The following is a 20,940-nucleotide window of genomic DNA, read 5'->3' on the forward strand; positions in this document are numbered from 1 at the left end:
CAGCCCTCACCCCGGCCAGACGATCGCCTGCACCTCGCTGTACGCATGGAGCGCGTACGAGCCCACGTCCCGTCCGACGCCGCTCTTCTTGAAGCCGCCGAAGGGGGCCTCCATGTTGCGCCCCACGGTGTTCACGCCGACCCCGCCCGCGCGGAGCCGTCGTGCCACCCGGAAGGCGCGGGCGACGTCTCCCGACCAGACGTAGTCGATCAGGCCGTAGTCGCTGTCGTTGGCCAGGGTCACCCCCTCGTCCTCCTCGTCGAAGGGGACGACGACGACCACCGGCCCGAAGATCTCCTCCCGGGCCACGCGCATGTCGTTCGTGCAGTCGGCGAGGACGGTCGGTGAGACGTAGAAGCCCCGCTCGAGGCCGGACGGCCGGTCGCCGCCCGCGACGACCGCCGCTCCTTCCTTGCGCCCGAGTTCGACGTAGGACTCCACCCGGTCGCGGTGCGCGGCGGAGATCACCGGTCCGACCAGCGTGTCCCGTTCCCTCGGGTCGCCCACCTTCAACCGGCTGGCGTATCCCGCGAGTTGCTCCACCAGCCGCTCGTACACCCCCCGCTGCGCCAGCACCCGCGTCGGGGCCGTGCAGATCTGCCCGCTGTAGAAGGAGAAGGTGGTGCCGATGCCGGCCACCGCCGAGGCGAGGTCCGCGTCGTCGAAGACGACCGCCGCGCCCTTCCCGCCCAGCTCCATCAGCTGGCGTTTCATGTCACGGCCGCACACCTCGGCGATCCGCCGGCCGACCGCCGTGGAGCCGGTGAAGCTCACCATGTCCACGTCCGGCGACTCCACGACGGCCTCACCGACGGACACCGCCTGCCCGGAGACGACGTTCACCACCCCGCGCGGCGCCCCGGCCGCCTCCAGCGCCTCCGCCATCCGGTAGACGGACAGCGGGTCCTGCGGGGCCGGCTTCACCACGACGGTGTTGCCCATGGCCAGCGCGGGGGCGATCTTCCCGGCCGGGTTCGCCCAGGGGTTGTTGTACGAGGTGATGCAGGCGACGACACCGACGGGCTGCCGTACGGCGAGCGCGCCCATCACGCCCGCCCTCCCGATCGGCCCAGCCTCGTTGATCTGCGGCGGGATCGCCCACTCGCTCGGCTCCACGCGCGCGTACCGCCGGAAACGGGCCGCGCCCACCCCCACCTGCATCCCGCGGGCCGTCCCCGTCGTGGCGCCGGTCTCCGCCTGGGCGAGGGAGGCGTACGGCTCCAGCTGCCCCCGGATGATGTCCGCGGCCCTCCCCAGAATCGCCGCCCGCTCCTCCGGCGTCGTACGCGACCACGGACCGAAGGCCTCCCGGGCCGCCGCGCAGGCCGCGAGGGCCTGCTCCCGGGAGGCCTCCGGCGCCCCGCCGACGGTCTCCTCGGTCGCCGGGTCGGTCACCTCGTAGTGACCGCCCTCCGGCTCGACCCACGCCCCGCCGACGAACAGCCGCTGCCCGTCGCCCCCTTGGGAAACCGGCCGGGAACTCACCGCGTGCTCACCGTCTCGGTGTCCCGCCCCGACCGCAGCACCCGGCCCGGTACGGCGCCGGTCACCACGTCGTCCCGGATGGCCTCGACCCCGTTGACCCAGACGGCCCGCACGCCCACGGCCCGGGAGTCCAGCCGCGGACTGTCACCCGGCAGGTCGTGCACCAGGGTGGCCTTGCCCGCGTCGATCCGGTCCGGGTCGAACAGGACGAGGTCCGCATGCCAGCCCTCCCGCACCTGCCCCCGCTCCCGCAGCCCGAACAGCCGCGCGGGATCGTCGGTCAGCATCTTCACGGCCTGCTCGAGACCCGCCAGCCTCCGCCCGCGCAGACAGTCGCCCAGGAAGCGGGTCGTGTACGGGGCCCCGCACATGCGGTCCAGGTGCGCGCCGGCGTCGGAGCCGCCGAGCAGGACGTCCTCGTGCTGCCAGGCCTCGGCGCGCATCGCCCAGGACGCGGGGTCGTTGTCGGTGGGCATGGGCCACAGGACCGTACGCAGCTCGTCGGCGACGCAGATCTCCACCAGACAGCTGAACGGATCCAGACCCCGCTCGCCGGCGATGTCCTCCACCACCCGCCCGGTGAGCCCCTCGTTGGCCTCGCTGTACGTGTCTCCGATGACGTACCGCCCGAAGTCGGTCAGCCGCCGGAAGACACCCGCCTCCTCGGACTCGGCCCGCCGCACCAGCTCGGCCCGCACGGCGGGATCGCCCAGGCGCTCGATCCGCTCGGGAACGGGCAGCCCCAGAACCGGCCCCCACCCCGGGATGAGATTCAGCGCGCAGAAGGTCCCCAGGGACATGTTCATCGGTGTGAGGATCGGCATGGTCAGGGCCACCACCCGCCCCCCGGCCTTGCGCGCCCGCTCGCTCGCCACCAGCTGCCGGGGCACCCGCTCCGGCACGGCCGAGTCGATCGTCAGGACGTTCCAGTTCAGGGGCCGTCCGGCCGCCGCGCTCATCTCCACGAACAGATCGATCTCGGCGTCGCTGAACTGGTCCAGACACCCGGCGACGATCGCCTCGATCTGCGTCCCCTCGTGCTCACCGACCGCCCGGGACAGGGCCAGCAGCTCGGCCGGCCCCGCATGCCGCGAGGCCACCGGCTGCCCGTCCCCGTCCGAGTGCGTGGACGACTGCGTGGTCGAGAACCCCCAGGCACCGGCGTCCATCGCCTCGTGCAGCAGCCGTACGATCTCGGCGAGCTGCTCCTCACTCGGCTGCCCGCCCACCGCGTCCGCCCCCATCACATACCGCCGCAGCGCACAGTGCCCCACCATGAACCCGGCGTTGACGGCGATCCGCCCCTCGAGGGCGTCCAGATACTCCCCGAAGGAACTCCAGCTCCACGGCGCCCCCTCCTCCAGCGCCACCAGCGACATCCCCTCCACCTTGGACATCATCCGCCGGGTGTAGTCGGCGTCCGAGGGACGGGAGGGATTCAGGGGCGCCAGGGTGAACCCGCAGTTCCCGGCGGCGACCGTCGTCACCCCGTGGTTGAGGGACGGGGTCGCGTACGGGTCCCAGAAGAGCTGCGCGTCGTAGTGGGTGTGCGGATCGACGAACCCGGGCGCGAGAACGAGGCCGGATGCGTCCTCGGACGTACGCGACTCCTCGGTGACGGTCCCGACGACGGCGATCCGCCCGTCCCGGATACCGACGTCGGCGACGAAGGCGGGCGCCCCGGTCCCGTCAACGACGGTCGCGCCCTTGATGACGTGATCGAGCATGAGGCCTGCCTCCTTGACGTGCGGCGAGCTGCCTAACCTCAGGGGCGCGGGGAACTGCGCGACCAGCCACAGACGGCCCGCACCCCGCAACGGCGATCAAGCGGCTTGACGGAACCGGGTCGTCCGATGCACAGGATCCGTGTCGATCTTCGGAATCACGTGCTCCCCGATGAGCCGAATCGTCTGGAGCGTCTCCTCCTTCGGCACCCCCACCGGCAGCCCGAAGGACAACTGATCCGCCCCCGCCTGCTCCCACCGCTTGCACTGCCGCAGCACCTCGTCCGGATCCCCGCAGATCAGCAGCTCCTCCTCCACGAGCAGCTCCACGAACTCCGGGGTGTACTCGGGCAGCGTCTCCGGCCACACCGGGAATCCCTCGGGCCGCGGGAAGGTGTCGTGGTACCGGAAGACGAGCGAGGGCAGATAGTGCAGCCCGCCGTTGACGGCGATGGAGATCGCCTCGTCGTGCGTCGGCGCGCAGATCGCCGTCGTCGTCACCATCACGTTGTCGTTGACGAAGTCCCCGACGGGTTCCGCGTCGACGATCGCCGTCTTGTACTTCTCCAGCACCCACTCCATGTCGGAGACCTTCTGGATGCTGAACCCCAGCACGCCGAGCCCCTTCCGCGCCGCCATCTCGTACGACGGCGGCGACCCGGCCGCGTACCACATCGCCGGATGCGACTTCCCGTACGGCTTGGGCAGCACCTTCCTCGGCGGGAGCTGCCAGTGCTTGCCCTGGAAGCCGGCGTACTCGTCCTGGAGCCACATCTTGGGGAACTCGGCGATGGTCTCTTCCCAGATCTCCTTGGTGTAGTTCATGTCGGTCACCCCGGGGATGAACCCGAGGATCTCGTGCGAGCCGGCGCCGCGACCGGAGCCGAACTCGAAGCGGTTCTCGGAGAGATGGTCGAGCATGGCGACCTTCTCGGCGACCTTCACGGGGTGGTTGACCTGGGCGAGGGGGTTGAAGATCCCGGATCCCAGGTGGATGCGTTCCGTCGCGTGGGCGAGGTAGGCGAGGAACACCTCGTTGGCGGAGAGGTGGGAGTACTCCTCCAGGAAGTGGTGCTCCGACGCCCACGCGTACTTGAAGCCGGACTTGTCCGCCTGGATGACGTACTCGGTCTCCTCCATCAGCGCCTTGTGTTCGGCGAGGGGGTCGGTCTCGGCGCGCTTGCCCACGTATCCCTGTACAAAGAGCCCGAATTCCACGGAGGTTCACCGTCCCTGGATCAGTTTTCTGACACATCGTCAGTTTTGGAGACTCTGACACCGCCCGCATGCGGGGTCAATAGCTGATGACCCGTCAGATGACACTGACCCCCGCCAGCCAGCCCCCGTCGATCACGAACGGCTGTCCGGTGATGTACGAGGAGTCCTCCGAGGTGAGGAACAGCGCCAGCCGCGCCACCTCCTCGGCCCGCCCGATCCGGCCCAGCGGCACGAGCTTGCGGTACAGCTGGTCCAGCGCCCGGGTCGTCTCCTCCGGGTCCGCGTCCGGGTCCAGCCGGGCCGGGTTGGACATCGCGGTGTCGATGGCGCCGGGGCACACCGCGTTGACCCGGATACGGCGGGGCGCCAGCTCCAGGGCCGCGACCCGGGTGAGGCCGAGTACGGCGTGCTTGGTGGCCGCGTAGGCACCCACGGCCGCCATGCCGGTGAGCCCGGTGTAGGAGGCGGTGTTGACGATGGTGCCGCCGTCGGCGAGCTCGGGCGCGGCCGTGCGCACGCCCAGGAAGCAGCCGACCTGGTTGACCTGGACGACCTGCATGAACTCGTCGAGAGGGGTGTCGACGAGGGCGTTGAAGCGCAGGATCCCGGCGTTGTTCACCAGCCCGTCGAGATGGCCGTAGGCCCGCTTGGCGGCCCGTACCGCCGCGGTCCACTGCTCCTCGCGGCCGACGTCGAGGTGGACGTAGAGCGCGTCGATCTCCTCGGCGAGGGCCCGGCCCGGTTCGTCGAGCACATCGGCCACGACGACCTCGGCCCCCTCCTCCCGGAACAGCCGTGCCTCCTGCTCTCCCTGCCCGCGCGCGGCGCCGGTGACGAGGACGACGCGTCCGTCGAGCTTGCCCATGCGGTTCTCCTTACGAGGGTCTCTCAGAGGTGGGGGCCCACTTCGGCGCCGAACGCGGCCAGCTGGTCGGTGAGTTCGCCGCGGTCGCGGCAGCGGAAGCGGACCTGGATCTGGTGCACGCCCATCGCGCCGTAGGCGCGCAGGGACTCGGCGAGGGCCTGCGGAGGCCCGGTGAGGGTGCGGCGGCCGACGTCCCAGGTGGGTGTGCCGACGTAGAGGGGCTCGGTGATGGCGCCGATCGTGAAGGGTGAGTCGTCGTCGCCCCGGAGCCGTGCGACGGTCTCGATCTGTGCGGGCAGCCGGTCCCTCGGGTCTCCCTGGGGGAGCCAGCCGTCGCCCTTGAGTGCGGCCCGGCGGACCGCCGCGGGGGAGGATCCGCCGACCCAGAGGGGCACGCGCGGCTGGGCCGGCCGGGGCCGCTGCCCGAGTCCCTCGAAGTCGTACAGCTTGCCGTGATGGGCCGGGTACTCCTCCTCCCCCAGTGCGGCCCGCAGCGCGTCGATCGTCTCGTCCAGGACGGCCCCCCGCTGCTCGAAGACGACCCCGAGCGCCTCGAACTCCTCCCGTACGTGCCCGGCGCCGACCCCGAGGATCAGCCGGCCGCCCGAGAGCGCGTCCAGGGTGGCGTACTGCTTGGCGGTGACCAGGGGGTGGCGCAGGCCGACCACCGCGACATGGGCCAGCAGCCGGACCCGCTCGGTCACCGCCGCGAGGTGGGCGAGGGTGGCCACCGGGTCGTACCAGACCGTGCTCATCGCGTCCGCGAGCCGGCGCGGGATCGCCACGTGGTCGCAGCAGGCGACGTAGGCGAAGCCGGCCCGGTCGGCGGCCCGGGCGATCTCCACCAGGTCCCCGGGCCCGGCGCCCGCCTCCCAGGGTTCGGCGTAGAGCGCGGACTGGGACTGGACGGGGAGCTGGATGCCGTAGGCGAGGCGCGCCGGGCTCACGCGGGGCTCCAGAGGCCGTCCGGGGTCAGGCCCAGCAGGTCGATGGCGTTGCCCCGGACGATGCGCTCGACCAAGGCCGGGTCCAGGTGGCCCATCTGGGCCTCGCCGACCTCCCGGGACTTGGGCCAGGTGGAGTCGGAGTGGGGGTAGTCGGTCTCGTACAGCACGTTCCCGACGCCGATCGAGTCCAGGTTGCGCAGGCCGAAGGCGTCGTCGAAGAAGCAGCCGTAGACGTGGTCGGCGAACAGCTCGGACGGAGGCCGGTGGACCTTGTCGGCGACGCCGCCCCAGCCGCGGTTCTCCTCCCACACGACGTCGGCCCGCTCGAGGATGTAGGGGATCCAGCCGATCTGGCCCTCCGCGTACATGACCTTGAGGTCGGGGAAGCGTTCGAACTTGCCGCTCATCAGCCAGTCGACCATCGAGAAGCAGCAGTTGGCGAAGGTGATCGTCGAGCCGACGGCCGGCGGGGCGTCCGCCGACGTGGACGGCATCCGGCTGCTGGAGCCGATGTGCATGGCGACGACGGTGCCGGTCTCGTCGCAGGCGGCGAGGAACGGGTCCCAGTAGTCGGTGTGGACGGAGGGCAGGCCGAGGTGCGGGGGTATCTCGGAGAAGGCGACGGCGCGCACCCCGCGGGCCGCGTTGCGGCGGACCTCGGCCGCCGCCAGCTCGGCGTCCCACAGGGGGATGAGGGTGAGCGGGATGAGCCGGCCCCGCGCCTGCGGGCCGCACCACTCCTCCACCATCCAGTCGTTGTACGCCTGGACGCACAGCAGGCCCAGCTCGTGGTCGGCGGCCTCGGTGAAGGTCTGGCCGCAGAAGCGGGGGAAGGTGGGGAAGCAGACGGCGGACTGGACGTGGTTGACGTCCATGTCGGCGAGACGGGAGGGGACGTCGTAGGAACCGGGGCGCATCTGCTCGTAGGTGATGACCTCCAGCTTGATCTCGTCCCGGCTGAAGCCGACGGCGGTGTCGAGGCGGGTGAGGGGGCGCTTGAGGTCCTCGTAGACCCACCAGTCGCCGAGCGGGCCGTCGTCGCTGCCGGGGGTGCCCATGACGGGCTTGAAGTGGCCGCCGAGGAAGGTCATCTCCTTCAGCGGGGCGCGGACGATGCGCGGCCCGGTGTCGAGGTGCTTCTTCGGGAGGCGGTCCTGCCAGACGGTGGGGGGTTCGACGGTGTGGTCGTCGACGGAGATGATCCGCGGGAGGGGTGTCGGGGTCGCCGGTGTGGTGTCCATGGGGGCACGGTAGCGCCGATCTGACGGTCCGTCAGCTGTATCAGAAGGGGTCGGAGTTGATCGTCTGTGTGGAGATGTGTGCGTCCCGGATGTGAGGGCTGTGTGGACTCACGCGTGTCGCCCGGAATCGGCGCCGTCCGCGGCTGACGACTCCGGCACGGACAAGGCAAACTGAACCGGTCATTCGGATGTCTAAGGGAGCCCTGATGGACCACCGCGTAGGACCCGGCGGCCCGCGCGTGCCGGAGCAGAGGCGTCCCGGCTCCCCCGAGGAACCGGCGGCGCTCTGCTTCGACGTGCTCGGCCCGGTGCGCGCGCGGCGCGGCGAGGAGCAGCTGAACACCGGCTCTCCCCAGCAACGCGCCCTGCTGGCCGCCCTGTTGCTGCGCGAGGGCCGTACGGCCACGGCCGGTGAGCTGATCGACGCGCTGTGGGGCGAGGAGCCTCCGTCGCAGGCGCTGGCGGCGGTGCGGACGTACGCCTCGCGACTGCGGAAGGTGCTGGACCCCGGGGTCCTGGTGAGCGAGTCCGGCGGGTACGCCGTGCGGGTGGGCGAGGGCGCCCTGGATCTCGGGCTGGCGCAGGAGTGGGTGGCGGAGGCGGAGAAGGCCCGTACGGCCGGGGACCTGACCCGGGCCCGCGAGGTGCTGAACCGCGCGCTGGGCCTGTGGGACGGCGAGGCGCTGGCCGGCGTACCCGGCCCGTACGCGGAGACGCAGCGCGTCCGCCTGGAGGAGTGGCGGCTGGGGCTGCTGGAGTCCCGGCTGGACATGGACCTGGAGCAGGGCTGCCACACGGAGGCGGTCTCGGAGCTGACGGCGCTGACGGCCGCGCATCCGCTGCGCGAGCGGCTGCGCGAGCTGCTGATGGTGGCGCTGTACCGCAGCGGGCGGCAGGCGGAGGCGCTGGCGGTGTACGCGGACACGCGGCGGCTGCTGGCCGAGGAGCTGGGGGTGGATCCTCGGCCGGGGCTGCGGGAGTTGCAGCGCCGGATCCTCCAGGCCGATCCGGAGCTGGCCGGGCCGTCGGCCCCGGCGGCGGAGCCGGGGGTGGTGCGCGTGCGCCCCGCGCAACTCCCCGCGAGCGTTCCCGATTTCACCGGCCGCTCGGCCTTCGTGGGCGAGCTGAGCAAGGTGCTGGCCGGAGCCGGTGACGGCGCGGGCCGGGTGATGGCGGTGTCGGCGCTGGCGGGCATCGGGGGCGTCGGCAAGACGACCCTCGCCGTGCACGTGGCCCACCGGGCCCGCGCGGCCTTCCCCGACGGCCAGCTGTACGTCGATCTCCAGGGCACGGCGGCCCGGGCGGCGGAGCCGGAGACCGTCCTCGGCTCCTTCCTGCGTGCGCTCGGCACTGCGGACTCGGCGATCCCGGACTCCCTGGAGGACCGGGCGGCGCTGTACCGGTCGGTCCTGGACGGCCGCCGCGTCCTGGTCCTGCTCGACAACGCGAAGGACGCCGCCCAGGTACGACCGCTGCTGCCGGGCACGGAGGGCTGCGCGGCCCTGGTCACCTCCCGGATGCGGATGGTGGACCTGGCCGGCGCGCACCTCGTGGACCTGGACGTGATGTCCCCCGACGAGGCGCTGACGCTGTTCACGAGGATCGTGGGCGAGGAGCGCGTGGCGTCGGAGCGGGAGGCCGCCCTGGACGTGGTGGCGGCGTGCGGCTTCCTGCCGCTGGCGATCCGTATCGCGGCGTCCCGGCTGGCGGCCCGCCGCACCTGGACGGTCGCCGTGCTCGCCGCCAAGCTGGCGGACGAGCGGCGCCGGCTGGACGAGCTCCAGGCCGGCGACCTGGCGGTGAAGGCCACCTTCGAACTGGGCTACGGCCAGTTGGAGCCGGCCCAGGCGAGGGCGTTCCGGCTGCTGGGCCTGGCGGACGGTCCGGATGTCTCCCTGGCGGCGGCCGCGGCGGTCCTCGACCTGCCGGCGGAGGAGACGGAGGACCTGCTGGAGGGCCTCGTCGACACGTCCCTGCTGGAGTCGGCGGCTCCGGGGCGGTACCGGTTCCACGATCTGGTGCGGCTCTACGCACGCGCGTGCGCGGAGCGGGACGAGGCGCCCCCCGGTGAGAGGGAAGCCGCGCTGTCACGGCTGCTGGACTTCTATCTGACCTCCGCGGCGGCGGTGTACGCGCTGGAGCGTCCCGGCGAGCGCGTCCTCGACCACTTCGCGGCCACCCGGTACCCGGGGCTGTCCTTCGCCACCCAGCAGGCGGCCCTCGACTGGCTGTTCACCGAGGCCGAAAACCTGCTGTCCTGCGCCCGCCAGTCGGCGGCCCTGGGCATGCTGCGCCGTGCCGCAGACCTGCTCATGGCGGCCGTGGACCTCGGTGAGTCCGGGGCGAACTCGTACCGGTTCACCCAGGCGGCGACGGCGGTCAGCGAGTCCGCCCGCTCGGCGGGGGACAACCTCGCGGAGTCCCGGGCACGGACCATGCTGACGCACGTCCACAGCCTGTCCGGACGGTTCGCGGAGTCCGAGTCCGAGGCACGCCGTGCGCTGGAGCTGGGGCTGGCGGCCAAGGACCCCGTGGCCTCGGGCCAGGCGCCCAACCAGCGCGGCATCATCGCCCTCTACGAGAACCGGCACGCCGATGCCGAGCAGCATCTGACCCAGGCGCTGGAGGCGTTCCGGGCGGACCAGAACAAGCCCGGGGAGGCCAGCGCGCTGTGCAACCTGTCCCGGGTCCACCTCGCGACGGGGCGGACCGCGAGCGCCGTCGAGCTCGCCCGGCAGGGAATCGCCCTCTACGAGGCGGCCGACACCGGCCTCGCGCTGCGGCTCGCGAACGGCAAGTACGCGCTCGGTCTCGCCCTCACGGGGGCCGGCCAGGTCGCCCAGGCGCACGCCGTCCTCACGGAGGCGCTGGAGACGTTCCGTGAGAACCGCCAGCAGTTCTGGCACGGGATGACACTGTTCCGGCTGGCCGAGGTCCACCTGGCCGACCGCCACCCCGCCCAGGCCGCCACCCAGGCAGAACAGGCGCTCGCCATGCTCCACGGCATCGGCGGCGAGTGGCGTCGGGCCAACATCCTCACCGTCCTGGGCCGCGCACTCGCCGCCATCGGCCAGACGGGCCGAGCCCGGGCATGCTGGTCCGACGCCCTCGCGGCCTTCGAGGAACTGGGGTCACCGGAAGCGGTGGAGGTCCGGGCCCTCATCAACCCACCCGCGGTCGTGTGAGGCCCGGGCGGCGGGGCGCCGAGGGCCGAGCGGATGGGTGCCGAGGGCGAGCGGATGGGTGCCGAGGGCCGAGCGGCCAGGCGCCGAGGGCCGGGTGGCCGAGCGGCCGAGCGCCGAAGACCAGGCGGCCCGGCCCCGAGAACCGGAAAGCCGAGCGCCGAAGACCGGACGGCCCGGCGCCAAAGACCAGGCGGCCCGGCCCCGAGAACCGGAAAGCCGAGCGCCGAGAACCGGAAAGCCGAGCGCCGAAGACCGGACGGCCCGGCGCCAAAGACCAGGCGGCCCGGCCCCGAGAACCGGAAAGCCGAGCGCCGAAGACCAGGCGGCCCGGCGCCGAAGACCGGGCGGCCGGGCGCCGAGGGCCGGGTGGCCCGGCGCCGAGGACCCGGTGGCATGGGGCTCGCCGGCGGGAGGGACGTTCCGCCCCTGGTCGTGCGCCCGTTCATCAATCGTTTATCGCAGCACGGCACTCTCGTGCGTATCGATCCGTCGCGTCGGGGGGCAGACGGGTCGGGCTGCGGCCGCACCACTAAGGTGAACGGCCTTGCGAAGCTCGTTCGGCGGCCCTCGGGGGAGCCGCCGGACGAGCCGTTCCATCCGTTGCACCGACTGATTCAGGAGTCCGCCATGGCCGACACCAGCCAGGACCTCAAGCCGACGGACGCTCACGCCTCCGGCGAGGAGCTCACCACCCTGGACGCCCACGCCTCCAGCGAACCGCTCAAGACCACCGACGCCACCGCTGAAGAGGTCACCACCCTGGACGCCCACGCCTCCAGCGAGCCCCTCAAGACCACCGGCGTCGCCACCGAGGAGATCACGACGCTCGACGCCCACGCGTCGACCGAGCGCCCGTGACGTAACAGACCGCTCCCGGACGGGGAAGCGCGGCCGCGGTGGCGCGGAGGGGGAGCCACCGCGGCCGCCGCGCGTCCCGGGCCGGCCCCCTCACCCCCTCCCGCGCAGTTCCCCCTTCACCACCTTCCCGCTGGCGTTCCGCGGCAGTTCGCCCACGAACTCCACCGACCTCGGCACCTTGTAGTTCGCCATCTCGCGCCGGGCCCAGGCGATCAGGTCGTCGGAGGTCAGGACGGCCCCGGCGCGCCGGACCACGTACGCCTTGCCCACCTCGCCGAGCCGGGCGTCCGGGACGCCGATGACGGCCACGTCCGTCACGTCCGGGTGCAGGCCCAGGAGTTGCTCTATCTCCGCCGGGTAGGCGTTGAAGCCGCCGACGATGAACATGTCCTTGAGGCGGTCGGTGATGCGCAGGTTGCCCGCCTGGTCCAGGACGCCGATGTCGCCCGTGCGCAGCCAGCCGTCGGGGGTCAGGACCTCCGCGGTCGCCGCCTCGTCCTCGTAGTAGCCGCGCATGACGTTGAAGCCCCGGACCAGGACCTCCCCGGGCTCGCCCGGTGGCGCGTCCACCCGTACCTCGGTGCCGGGGATCGCGCGGCCGGACGTCGAGGCGATGACCGTGGGGTCGTCGCCGCGCCGGCACATCGTGACGACTCCGCTCGCCTCCGAGAGGCCGTACGCCGTCAGGACCGTCTCCACGCCCAGTTCGCCCCGCAGGCGTTCGACGAGCCGCAGGGGCACCACCGCCGCGCCCGTCACCACCAGTCGCAGGGCGGAGAGGTCGTAGGCGTGCCGGGACGCGTGGTCCAGGAGCGACTGGTGCAGCGTGGGCGGACCCGGCAGCACCGACACCCGCTCCGAGGCCACGTTCGCCAGGACCGTGTCCACGTTGAACACCGGCTGGGGGATCATCGTCGCGCCCCGCATCAGACAGGCGATCACGCCCGCCTTGTAGCCGAAGGTGTGGAAGAAGGGGTTGACGATGAGATAGCGGTCGCCCTGCCGCAGACCCGCCAGGTCGGACCACACCTCGTACGCCCGCAGCGTCTGCGCGTGCGTGATCACCGCGCCCTTGGGGCGGCCGGTCGTGCCGGAGGTGAAGACGATGTCGGACGGCCAGGCCCCGCGGATCGTCCCCGCCCGCGCCCGGACCTCCCGCGCGCCCACGCCCTCCCCGCTCGCCAGGAAGTCCTTCCAGGTACGGAAGTCCGCCGGGGCGTCGTCCGAGAGCACGACCACCTCCTCCAGCGCCGGCAGTCCCGGCAGTGGCCCCCGGCCCCCGGACGCGCCCTCGCCCGCCGCCCGCCGCAGCGACGCCACGTACGACGTCCCGAGGAACGTCCCCGTGACGAACAGCAGCCGCGCCCCGCTGCGGCGCAGCACGTCCGCCGCCTCCGTCCCCTTGAAGCGGGTGTTGAGCGGGACCAGCACCGCCCCCGCCGACACCGCGCCGAGCGCCGCGACCATCCAGTCCAGGGAGTTCGGGGCCCAGATGCCCACCCGGTCGCCCGCCTCCACCCCGTTCGCCAGGCACGCGGCCGCCGCACGCTCCACCCGGGCGCCGAGTTCCCCGTACGAGATCCGCGTACGGCCCTCGACCACCGCCTCGGTGTCCGCGTACCGCTCGGCCGCCCGGCTCACCAGTCGGGGGATCGTTCCCCACTCCACGTCACCGCGCATGACCGGCCTCCCCACTAGCTGACTACCCGTCAGATTAGCTGTAACCTGACGGACTGTCAGCCGCCTTGTTCCCGCGCGGAGGTGCGTGCAGCATGCCCGGAGCGACCGGCCTGAAGGACGCCACGGCGATCGTCGGCATCGGCCAGACCCCCTTCGCCAAGCACCTCGCCGAGGACGAGCGGACCCTTGCCTGCCGAGCCGTCCTCGCCGCGCTCGACGACGCCGGGATCGCGCCCGGCGAGGTCGACGCGCTCGCCTCGTACACCATGGAGGAGACGGACGAGGTCGAGCTCGCGAAGGCCGTCGGCCTCGGGGACCTGACCTTCTTCAGCAAGGTCGGCTTCGGCGGCGGCGGTTCGTGCGCCACGGTCGCGCACCTCGCCGCCGCCATCGCCGCCGGACAGGCCACCGTGGGCGTCGCCTGGCGGTCCCGGAAGCGGGGCAGCGGACCGCGGCCCTGGACCAACACCGCCGTCCAGCTGCCCACCCCGGCCCAGTGGACCCGTCCCTTCGGCCTCCTGCGGCCCGCCGACGAGATAGCCATGCTCGCCCGCCGGTACATGCACGAGTACGGCGCGACCCGGGACCACCTGTTCAACGTCGCCCTCGCCTGCCGCAACCGGGCCAACCAGAACCCGGCCGCGATCATGTACGAGCGGCCGCTGACCCGCGAGATGTACATGACCTCGCGCTGGATCAGCGAGCCCCTCTGCCTCTACGACAACTGCCTGGAGACGGACGGGGCGCTGGCCTGCGTGGTCGTGAGCCGGGAGCGGGCGCGGGACTGCCGGCAGCGGCCCGTGTACGTCCACTCCGCCGCCCAGGGGCTGCCCGCCCAGCACCACGGCATGGTCAACTACTGGAACGACGACCCCCTCACCGGCCCGGCCTGGACCGCCGCCCGGCATCTGTGGAAGCACGCCGACCTCACCCCCTCCGACGTCGACGTGGCCCAGATCTACGACGCGTTCACGGCGCTGGTGCCGCTCTCCCTGGAGGGGTACGGCTTCTGCGGGCGCGGCGAGGGGGGCGCCTTCACGGAGGGCGGCGCGCTGGAGACGGGCGGCCGGCTCCCCCTGAACACCAGCGGGGGCGGCCTGAGCGAGGCCTATGTCCACGGCTTCAACCTGATCAACGAAGGCGTACGGCAGCTGCGCGGCACCAGCACCGCACAGGTCCCCGGCGCCGCCACCTGCCTCGTCACCGCCGGCGAGGGTGTCCCGACCTCCGCCCTGCTGCTGAGGAGCTGACCCGTGCTGACCCCCGTCACCGACGCCGACGGCGCCCCCTTCTGGCGGTACGCCGCCCAGGGCGAGCTCCGTGTCCAGGCCTGCGCCGACTGCGGTGAGCCCCGCTTCCCGCCCCGCCCCTGCTGCCCGCACTGCCAGTCCTTCGCGAGCGAGTGGCGGCCGGTGTCCGGACGGGGCCGGATCTGGTCGTACGTCGTCCCGCACCCGCCCCTGCTGCCCGACTACGCGGCGCAGGCCCCGTACAACGTGATCCTCGTCGAACTGGCCGACGCTCCCTGGATCCGGCTCGTCGGCAACCTCGTACGGCACGCGGGCGCGCCCCTCGACTCCCTTCCGCCCGAACGGATCCGCATCGGCGCCCGGGTGCAGGCGGTCTTCACCGCCGACGGTCTTCCGCAGTGGGTCCTGGAGCGGCCGTGAGCGTGCTGCTCGACATCGACAAGGACACCGGTGTCGCCGTCGTCACCCTCGACCGGCCGGAGAAGCTCAACGCCATCGACCTCGACACGGCCCGGCGGCTCGCGCACGTCTGGCGGGGGCTGCGGTGCGACGACACCGTTCGGGCCGTGGTCCTCACCGGGGCGGGGACGCGGGCGTTCAGCACCGGCCTCGACCGGGACGCGGTCGTGCCGCAGCCCGGCTCGCCCTTCATGCAGGACGATCCGCTGCTCACCATCGGGCCCAAGGCCAACGACCTGTGGAAACCGGTCGTCGCCGCGGTGGAGGGGATGGCCTGCGGGGGTGCCTTCTATCTGCTCGGGGAGTGTGAGTTCCTCGTGGCGGGCGCCGACGCCGTCTTCTTCGACCCGCACACCACCTACGGCATGGTCAGCGCCTACGAGTCGGTGCTGATGGCGCAGCGGATGCCGTACGGGGAGGTCGCGCGGATGATGCTGATGGGGACCGCCGAGCGGATCTCCGCCCGGCGGGCCCACGACATCGGACTCGTCTCCGAACTCACCGACGCCGGCGCGGCGCTGGGGGCCGCCATCGCCTGTGCCGCCGTCGTCGCCGGGTATCCGACCGCCGGTGTCCAGGGCACCGTACGGGCGTTGTGGGCGGCGAAGGAGGCGGCGCGCGCGGCGGGATTCGCACAGGCGCCGCATCTCATCGCCCTGGGGAACCTGCCGGACGAGCGGCAGGCGGAGCTGTTCGCGGGGCGGTCGACGGCCCGGCCGCGGATCCGCTGAGCGGAGGGACGGTTCACCTCGGCGCTGTCCGCGGAGCGGTGAAATCCGCGAGGCTGCGCAGATAGGACAGACCGGGGCGGCCGGAGAGCCGCGTCTCGCCGACGACGGCGAACCCCGAGCGGGCCAGCACGGCCCGCGAGGCCGCGTTGTCGAGGGTGGTGGCGGCACGTAGGAAGGTCAACCCGTAGGTGCGGGCAAGGCCGCACAGTTCCCGCACGGCCCAGGTGGCCAGTCCCCGTCCCGCGGCGCGCTCCGCGATCCGGTACCCGAGGTCGGCGCCGCCGTCCGCCACGTCCACGAGGTTGATCCGCCCCAGCACCTCGCCCTCGGCGCCGACCAGCACATGGAAGTAGCAGATGCCGGCCTCCTGCTCGGCGAGCAGGTCACGCAGACGCTCGTCGAACCGGGCGAAGTAGTCATCGCCCCGGTCGGGGATGGACGCGGCGAAGTAGGCCCGGTTCTCCTGCTCGAAGGCGAGCAGCGCGGGGGCGTGGCCTGGACGGAGCGGCTGGATCTCGGGCATGCACAGGAATATAGGAAACCCGGCCGCCGGCCGGTCCGTATTTTCAGTCGAGGCAGAACTCGTTGCCCTCGACGTCCTGCATCACGATGACCGACTCGTTCTCTTCGTCGGCGGGCAGCACGCGCACGCGTACCGCGCCGAGCGCGACCAGTCGCTCGCATTCGGCCTCGAGCGCGGCCAGGCGCTCCTCACCCACGAGTCCGGTGCCGACCCGCACGTCGAGATGCACCCGGTTCTTGACGACCTTCCCTTCGGGAACGCGCTGGAAGTACAGTCGCGGGCCGACACCCGAGGGATCACCGCATGCGGACCATGAACCCCGGTCCTCGGCATCCTCCGGTTGCGCCGCCAGGACGTACCCCAACACCTCGCACCAGAACCGGGCGACGCGCTCGGGTTCCGCGCAGTCGAAGGTGACCTGGATTTTCTTGATCGACGACATCGGGGCACCCTAACAGGGGAGCCCTCGCGGCTGTCACGGTCATGTCACTGCCTGGCGACCGGACGACACCGGGCGTAGCGTCTGGGGTGAGAGCGGTGAACGGACCGCTCCCCGCAGCGACGGCCGCCGCCCGGACCCCTTCCGTGCAGCCCCGGTACGACGGCCGTCCCGGACAGCGCCGGGACCGGACCGCAACCGGACCGACCGGACCGGCTCACGCCGTCCGTGCCGTCCCGGTGCCCTTCTCCGCGTCCAGCGCGTACACACAGCGGTCCTTGCTGCACGCGTACACCACGCCGTCCCGGACCACCGGGGAGCCGGTGATCTCGCCGCCCGTGGCCAGCTTCCAGCGCAGCCGGCCGTCGTCGGCCTTGAGGGTGTAGAGCAGGTGGTCCGTGGAGCCGAAGTGGATACGGCCCTCCGCGACCGCCGGGGCGCCCACGATGTCGCCGCCCGCCTGGAAGCGCCACTTGGGCGTGCCGGTGACGGCGTCCAGGGTGTACAGGCCCTTGCCGCTGCCCACGTGGACATGGCCCGCCGCCACCAGCACCGGGTCGACGGACGACCGGGACTCCGTGGCGATGCGCCAGCGGTCGCGGCCGTCGGTGGCGTCCAGGGCGTAGACCGTGCCGAGGTAGTCGGCGAGGTAGACGCCACCGCCGGTGACGGCCGGGCCGGGGACGAAGGCCGGCGGGGACAGGAACACCGCGGGCGCCTCGAAGTGCCAGCGCACCCTGCCGCTCGCCACGTCGACGGCGATGACGCGGGTGCCGGCCGAGAGGTACGCATAGCCGTCGGGGGCGGGCGTGACGCGGACCGGGACGCCGCCGCAGGAGGCCGCGTCGCCGATGGGGTACGACCAGCGTTCGTCGCCCGTGCGGGCGTCCAGGGCTCTGAGCCGGGCGTCCTGCCAGACGAAGACCGTGCCGTCGTGCAGCGCGGGGCCGGCCTCGGGGGACTCGAAGTCGCTCTGGCAGCCGGAGATCTCCCAGAGCTTCTGCCCGTTGGAGGCCTCCCAGGCCTGTACGCCGCCGCCACGGGTGCCGGTGACGATCGTGCCCCGCTCGGCCTTCAGGGAGTACACCCAGGCGTCCGTCTGAAGGCGCCAGAGGTCCTGGCCCTCGCGGGCCTCCAGGGCGAACAGCGTGGGGCCGTCGGAGGCGTGCACACGGCCGTCCGCGACCGCCATCGACCAGGCCACGTCCCGCGTCTTGAAGCGGCGCCGCCCGGTCGCCACGTCGAGCGCGTGCACCTCGAAGGAGGTGACGTAGACGAGGTCGCCGGAGACGGCCGGGGTGCCCCACACGTCGTTCGACATGCGGAACCGCCACGGGCGCCAGCCCGCCGGGGTGGTCTCCGGGGGCGCGGGCTGGGTGGCCGCGAGGCCGGTGTCGGCGCCGTTGACGCCGGGGCGGATCCGGGTCCAGTTGGCGACCAGGCCCGGCTCGGGCAGGGGCGCCTTGACGGCGGCGGTGGCGCGGACGTCGGCGACGCGCGGGCCGGGCCCGATCGGCACGGCCGCGCCGGGCAGCCGGACCGGGCCGGTGTCGGGGGCGCCGACCGCGACGGGCACCGGTCCCGGCACGACGGGGTCGTGGGACGGCGGGGGCGGCACCGGGAGCGGGGGCGGCGCGGGAAGGGCGTTCCGGCCGGCGCTGCGCGGGCCCGCCGGGGCCGGCTTGGGCGCCGGTCGGCCGCCGCGGCGCGTCTCGATGAGCGTGACGGCCTTCTCGGGCAGCCACGCCGACGCCGTACCGCTGTCGTCGGAGCCGGAGCCGAAGAGGTGCGGGGCCAGCTGGGCCTGGAGGTCGGCCGGGTTGGGGCGGGCCGTGGCCTCCATCTGCATACAGGACTCGATGAGCGGACGCAGCTCGTCCGGCAGGCCTTCCAGGTCCGGGCCCTCACGGAGCAGCATGAACACCGTCTCGACCGGGTTGGCGCCGTGGAAGGGCGGGTGGCCGGTGGCGGCGAAGACGAGCATGGAGCCGAGCGAGAAGACGTCGCTGGCGCCGGTGACGCTGCGGGAGTCCTTGGCCTGCTCCGGGGACATGTAGGCGGGCGTGCCGACGGCCACGTTCGTCATCGTCAAACGTGTGTTCGAGACGCCGGACGCGATACCGAAGTCGATCACCCGGGGGCCGTCCTCGACGACGAGGACGTTGGACGGTTTGAGGTCGCGGTGGACCAGTCCGGCGCCGTGGATCGACTGCAGCGCCTCAGCGACGCCCGCCGCGAGCCAGCGCACGGCCTGGGCCGGCAGCGGCCCGCAGTCGTTCACTATCTCCTCGAGGGAGGGCGCGGGGACGTAGGCCGTGGCCAGCCAGGGCACGGCGGCACGCGGGTCCGCGTCGACGACCGCGGCCGTGTAGAAGCCGGAGACCGCCCGGGCCGCCTCCACCTCGCGCGTGAAGCGCACGCGGAAGAGCTGGTCCTCGGCGAGCTCGGTCCGGACCGTCTTGATCGCCACGCGCCGGCCGGACGCCGAGCGCGCCAGATAGACCAGCCCCATGCCGCCGGCACCCAGCCGTCCCAGCACCTCGAACGGCCCGATCCGCCGCGGATCGTGCTGCGTCAGCTGATCCACCACTTGCCTGCCACCTCCCCGTACGGGCCACGTCACCCACTATGTGTACGCGACCGAAGTGCAGCGTCTCACCACAGCACCGCCATGGCGGCACGCACCCCAGATTCTTCCTGGCCGGGCGGCAGGTTGCGAACCCGGGGGCAATCGGGGTGTCTCCCCCCATAAACGGGCGAAACAGCACGTCGGACGGTACTTCAGCGAGTCTTCCAGTACGTGGTTCAACGCTGGAGCAGCGCGAACGACGCACCCTGATTGTCCGTGACGACGGCCACCGTGCCGTACGAGGCGGAGAACGGGCCCGCCTGGACCCGGCCGCCGAGCCGGGTCACCGCGCCGATCGCCGCCTCGCAGTCCTCGACCCCGAAGTGGACCAGGAAGTGCGGCGGCATCACCTCCGGGAAGACGTCGGTGACGGGCACCCGGCCGAAGTCGGGTTCGGCGCCGGGGCCGAAGAGGGCCTCGTGGAAGAGGTGGCCGTAGAAGGTGTTGGCGGTCTCGGTGTCGCGGGCGTACAGCTGCGCCCAGGCGAAGGCGCCGGGGATGTGCCGGACACCGAAGCCGGGGTGGCTGCCCGGCTGCCAGAGGCCGAAGACGGCGCCCTCGGGGTCGGCGGCGAGGGCGGCGGTGCCCAGGCCGTCGACCGGGAACGGGGGCATGACGACCTGTCCGCCGGCCGACCGGATCCGCCGGGCGGTGGCCTCGGCGTCGGGGGTGGAGAAGTACACCGTCCAGACGGTGGGCATCCGGCCGTCCGTCTTGTGGGCGAGCGCGGCGACGGGCCGTCCGTCCAGCCGGGCCCACACGGAGGCGCCGTACGCCTGCTCGAAGGTCCAGCCGAAGAGCTCGCCGTAGAACCGCCTGCCCGCGTCCACGTCGGGAAGCTGCGCGTCCACCCAGCACGGGACGCCCTCGGGGGCACCCGGGGCGCCACCCTCTGTGTTCACCGATGCCCTGTTTTCGGCCATGCAGCCAAACTAACGGCGGTTCACGCAACGCGCAGACCAGCACACCCTTCCCGTGACCTCCTCGCACCCCATTTGCAGTCGGCCGAATCGCGCTCCGATCACCCCTCGGTAAGCTGACGGCATGACAGGACAAGTGCGTACCGTCGACGGCCGCGTGGCCGGTCGGCGCGGGCAGGCGACGCGGCAGAAGCTGCTCGACTGCCTCAGCGAGATGCTCAGCTCCTCTCCGTACCGGGACGTCAAGGTCATCGACGTGGCCCGGAAGGCGGGCACTTCGCCCGCGACCTTCTACCAGTACTTCCCGGACGTCGAGGGCGCCGTCCTGGAGATCGCCGAGCAAATGGCCGCCGAGGGCGCCGGGTTGACCGAGCTGCTCGAGGGCCGCTCCTGGGTCGGCAGGGCCGGCTGGCAGACGGCGCAGGAACTCGTCGACGGGTTCCTGGAGTTCTGGAAGAAGAACGACGCGATCCTCCGCGTCGTCGACCTCGGCGCGGCCGAGGGCGACAAGCGCTTCTACAAACTCCGCATGAAGATCCTCAACTCGGTGAACAACTCCCTGTCGGACGCCGTCGCCGAGTTGCAGTCCAAGGGCCGGGTCGACAAGGACGTGAACCCGGCCGCGGTCGCCGGTTCGCTCGTCGCGATGCTCGCGGCCGTCGCCTCGCACCAGAAGGGCTTTCAGTCGTGGGGCGTCAAGCAGGCTGAACTCAAGCCGAATCTGGCGCTGTTGGTGCATCTGGGCATCACCGGCAAGAAGCCGACGAAGTAGCCCGCGCGCACCTT

Annotated in this window: 17 protein-coding genes; 6 read left to right on the forward strand and 11 right to left on the reverse strand. The window is 72.5% G+C overall.

Annotated features, from left to right (window positions below):
• Window positions 1-6 precede the first annotated feature (6 nt).
• The 6 genes from ACIRF9_RS16265 to ACIRF9_RS16290 all read right to left on the reverse strand — a co-directional run bounded on the left by ACIRF9_RS16265 (window position 7) and on the right by ACIRF9_RS16290 (window position 7,480).
• Window positions 7-1,485, reverse strand: coding sequence for an aldehyde dehydrogenase family protein (locus tag ACIRF9_RS16265; protein ID WP_403821592.1), 1,479 nt, complete (start codon window positions 1,483-1,485; stop codon window positions 7-9).
• Window positions 1,482-3,212, reverse strand: a complete 1,731-nt coding sequence (locus ACIRF9_RS16270; protein WP_403821595.1) for an amidohydrolase family protein — start codon at window positions 3,210-3,212, stop codon at window positions 1,482-1,484. Before ACIRF9_RS16270 ends, ACIRF9_RS16265 begins: the two co-directional genes overlap by 4 nt.
• A gap of 96 nt (window positions 3,213-3,308) precedes the next feature.
• On the reverse strand, window positions 3,309-4,427 hold the full coding sequence (locus tag ACIRF9_RS16275) for an LLM class flavin-dependent oxidoreductase (protein WP_403821598.1): 1,119 nt from the start codon (window positions 4,425-4,427) through the stop codon (window positions 3,309-3,311).
• A 94-nt stretch (window positions 4,428-4,521) separates the two neighbouring features.
• Window positions 4,522-5,292 carry an SDR family NAD(P)-dependent oxidoreductase gene (locus tag ACIRF9_RS16280; protein WP_403821601.1) on the reverse strand — a complete coding sequence of 257 codons (771 nt, stop codon included), beginning with the start codon at window positions 5,290-5,292 and terminating at the stop codon, window positions 4,522-4,524.
• Window positions 5,293-5,315: 23 nt separating this feature from the next.
• Window positions 5,316-6,239 (reverse strand): TIGR03619 family F420-dependent LLM class oxidoreductase, encoded by a 924-nt coding sequence (locus ACIRF9_RS16285; protein ID WP_403821604.1) that lies wholly within the window; start codon window positions 6,237-6,239, stop codon window positions 5,316-5,318.
• Window positions 6,236-7,480, reverse strand: a complete 1,245-nt coding sequence (locus ACIRF9_RS16290; protein ID WP_403821607.1) for an amidohydrolase family protein — start codon at window positions 7,478-7,480, stop codon at window positions 6,236-6,238. Before ACIRF9_RS16290 ends, ACIRF9_RS16285 begins: the two co-directional genes overlap by 4 nt.
• A 206-nt stretch (window positions 7,481-7,686) precedes the next feature.
• Here ACIRF9_RS16290 and ACIRF9_RS16295 point away from each other — a divergent pair, with 206 nt between their 5' ends.
• A complete protein-coding gene (locus ACIRF9_RS16295; protein ID WP_403821610.1) occupies window positions 7,687-10,665 on the forward strand; it encodes an AfsR/SARP family transcriptional regulator in 2,979 nt (992 codons plus the stop codon).
• Window positions 10,666-11,292: 627 nt separating this feature from the next.
• On the forward strand, window positions 11,293-11,523 hold the full coding sequence (locus ACIRF9_RS16300) for a hypothetical protein (protein WP_403821613.1): 231 nt from the start codon (window positions 11,293-11,295) through the stop codon (window positions 11,521-11,523).
• 90 nt (window positions 11,524-11,613) lie between these two features.
• Here the strand turns inward: ACIRF9_RS16300 and ACIRF9_RS16305 are convergent, their stop codons facing one another.
• The gene (locus ACIRF9_RS16305) at window positions 11,614-13,203 is read right to left on the reverse strand and encodes a FadD3 family acyl-CoA ligase (RefSeq protein ID WP_403821616.1); all 1,590 of its coding nucleotides are present in this window, start codon (window positions 13,201-13,203) and stop codon (window positions 11,614-11,616) included.
• 92 nt (window positions 13,204-13,295) lie between these two features.
• Between ACIRF9_RS16305 and ACIRF9_RS16310 the strand changes: the two genes are divergently transcribed.
• The 3 genes from ACIRF9_RS16310 to ACIRF9_RS16320 are packed head-to-tail and all read left to right on the forward strand — an operon-like array spanning window position 13,296 to window position 15,643.
• Entirely contained in the window at window positions 13,296-14,453 is a 1,158-nt protein-coding gene (locus ACIRF9_RS16310; RefSeq protein WP_403821619.1) for a lipid-transfer protein, read from the forward strand.
• Window positions 14,454-14,456: 3 nt separating this feature from the next.
• Window positions 14,457-14,873, forward strand: coding sequence for a Zn-ribbon domain-containing OB-fold protein (locus ACIRF9_RS16315; RefSeq protein WP_403821622.1), 417 nt, complete (start codon window positions 14,457-14,459; stop codon window positions 14,871-14,873).
• Window positions 14,870-15,643 (forward strand): enoyl-CoA hydratase/isomerase family protein, encoded by a 774-nt coding sequence (locus ACIRF9_RS16320; RefSeq protein WP_403821625.1) that lies wholly within the window; start codon window positions 14,870-14,872, stop codon window positions 15,641-15,643. The genes ACIRF9_RS16315 and ACIRF9_RS16320 overlap by 4 nt, the downstream gene beginning before the upstream one ends.
• A 13-nt stretch (window positions 15,644-15,656) precedes the next feature.
• On the opposite strand, the gene ACIRF9_RS16325 is transcribed toward ACIRF9_RS16320, so the two are convergent.
• The 4 genes from ACIRF9_RS16325 to ACIRF9_RS16340 all read right to left on the reverse strand — a co-directional run bounded on the left by ACIRF9_RS16325 (window position 15,657) and on the right by ACIRF9_RS16340 (window position 20,157).
• Entirely contained in the window at window positions 15,657-16,166 is a 510-nt protein-coding gene (locus ACIRF9_RS16325; protein ID WP_403821628.1) for a GNAT family N-acetyltransferase, read from the reverse strand.
• A 43-nt stretch (window positions 16,167-16,209) separates the two neighbouring features.
• Window positions 16,210-16,608, reverse strand: coding sequence for a VOC family protein (locus tag ACIRF9_RS16330; RefSeq protein ID WP_403821631.1), 399 nt, complete (start codon window positions 16,606-16,608; stop codon window positions 16,210-16,212).
• Window positions 16,609-16,822: 214 nt separating this feature from the next.
• On the reverse strand, window positions 16,823-19,195 hold the full coding sequence (locus ACIRF9_RS16335) for a PQQ-binding-like beta-propeller repeat protein (RefSeq protein WP_403821633.1): 2,373 nt from the start codon (window positions 19,193-19,195) through the stop codon (window positions 16,823-16,825).
• A gap of 215 nt (window positions 19,196-19,410) precedes the next feature.
• Complete coding sequence (locus ACIRF9_RS16340) at window positions 19,411-20,157, reverse strand: VOC family protein (RefSeq protein WP_403821636.1); 747 nt, start codon at window positions 20,155-20,157, stop codon at window positions 19,411-19,413.
• A gap of 133 nt (window positions 20,158-20,290) precedes the next feature.
• Here ACIRF9_RS16340 and ACIRF9_RS16345 point away from each other — a divergent pair, with 133 nt between their 5' ends.
• A complete protein-coding gene (locus ACIRF9_RS16345; protein WP_403822427.1) occupies window positions 20,291-20,926 on the forward strand; it encodes a TetR family transcriptional regulator in 636 nt (211 codons plus the stop codon).
• The last annotated feature ends 14 nt before the right edge of the window (window positions 20,927-20,940 follow it).

Origin of the sequence: Streptomyces sp. NPDC096132 (assembly GCF_044763345.1) — a bacterium.
Classification (GTDB): Bacteria; Actinomycetota; Actinomycetes; order Streptomycetales; family Streptomycetaceae; genus Streptomyces.

What these genes read in the sequence shown, in the direction of transcription:
- ACIRF9_RS16270 (WP_403821595.1), bottom strand. Translation starts at nt 3,212, where the DNA reads ATGCTCGATCACGTCATCAAGGGCGCGACCGTCGTTGACGGGACCGGG.
- ACIRF9_RS16280 (WP_403821601.1), bottom strand. Translation starts at nt 5,292, where the DNA reads ATGGGCAAGCTCGACGGACGCGTCGTCCTCGTCACCGGCGCCGCGCGC.
- ACIRF9_RS16290 (WP_403821607.1), bottom strand. Translation starts at nt 7,480, where the DNA reads ATGGACACCACACCGGCGACCCCGACACCCCTCCCGCGGATCATCTCC.
- ACIRF9_RS16295 (WP_403821610.1), top strand. Translation starts at nt 7,687, where the DNA reads ATGGACCACCGCGTAGGACCCGGCGGCCCGCGCGTGCCGGAGCAGAGG.
- ACIRF9_RS16300 (WP_403821613.1), top strand. Translation starts at nt 11,293, where the DNA reads ATGGCCGACACCAGCCAGGACCTCAAGCCGACGGACGCTCACGCCTCC.
- ACIRF9_RS16305 (WP_403821616.1), bottom strand. Translation starts at nt 13,203, where the DNA reads ATGCGCGGTGACGTGGAGTGGGGAACGATCCCCCGACTGGTGAGCCGG.
- ACIRF9_RS16310 (WP_403821619.1), top strand. Translation starts at nt 13,296, where the DNA reads ATGCCCGGAGCGACCGGCCTGAAGGACGCCACGGCGATCGTCGGCATC.
- ACIRF9_RS16325 (WP_403821628.1), bottom strand. Translation starts at nt 16,166, where the DNA reads ATGCCCGAGATCCAGCCGCTCCGTCCAGGCCACGCCCCCGCGCTGCTC.
- ACIRF9_RS16330 (WP_403821631.1), bottom strand. Translation starts at nt 16,608, where the DNA reads ATGTCGTCGATCAAGAAAATCCAGGTCACCTTCGACTGCGCGGAACCC.
- ACIRF9_RS16340 (WP_403821636.1), bottom strand. Translation starts at nt 20,157, where the DNA reads ATGGCCGAAAACAGGGCATCGGTGAACACAGAGGGTGGCGCCCCGGGT.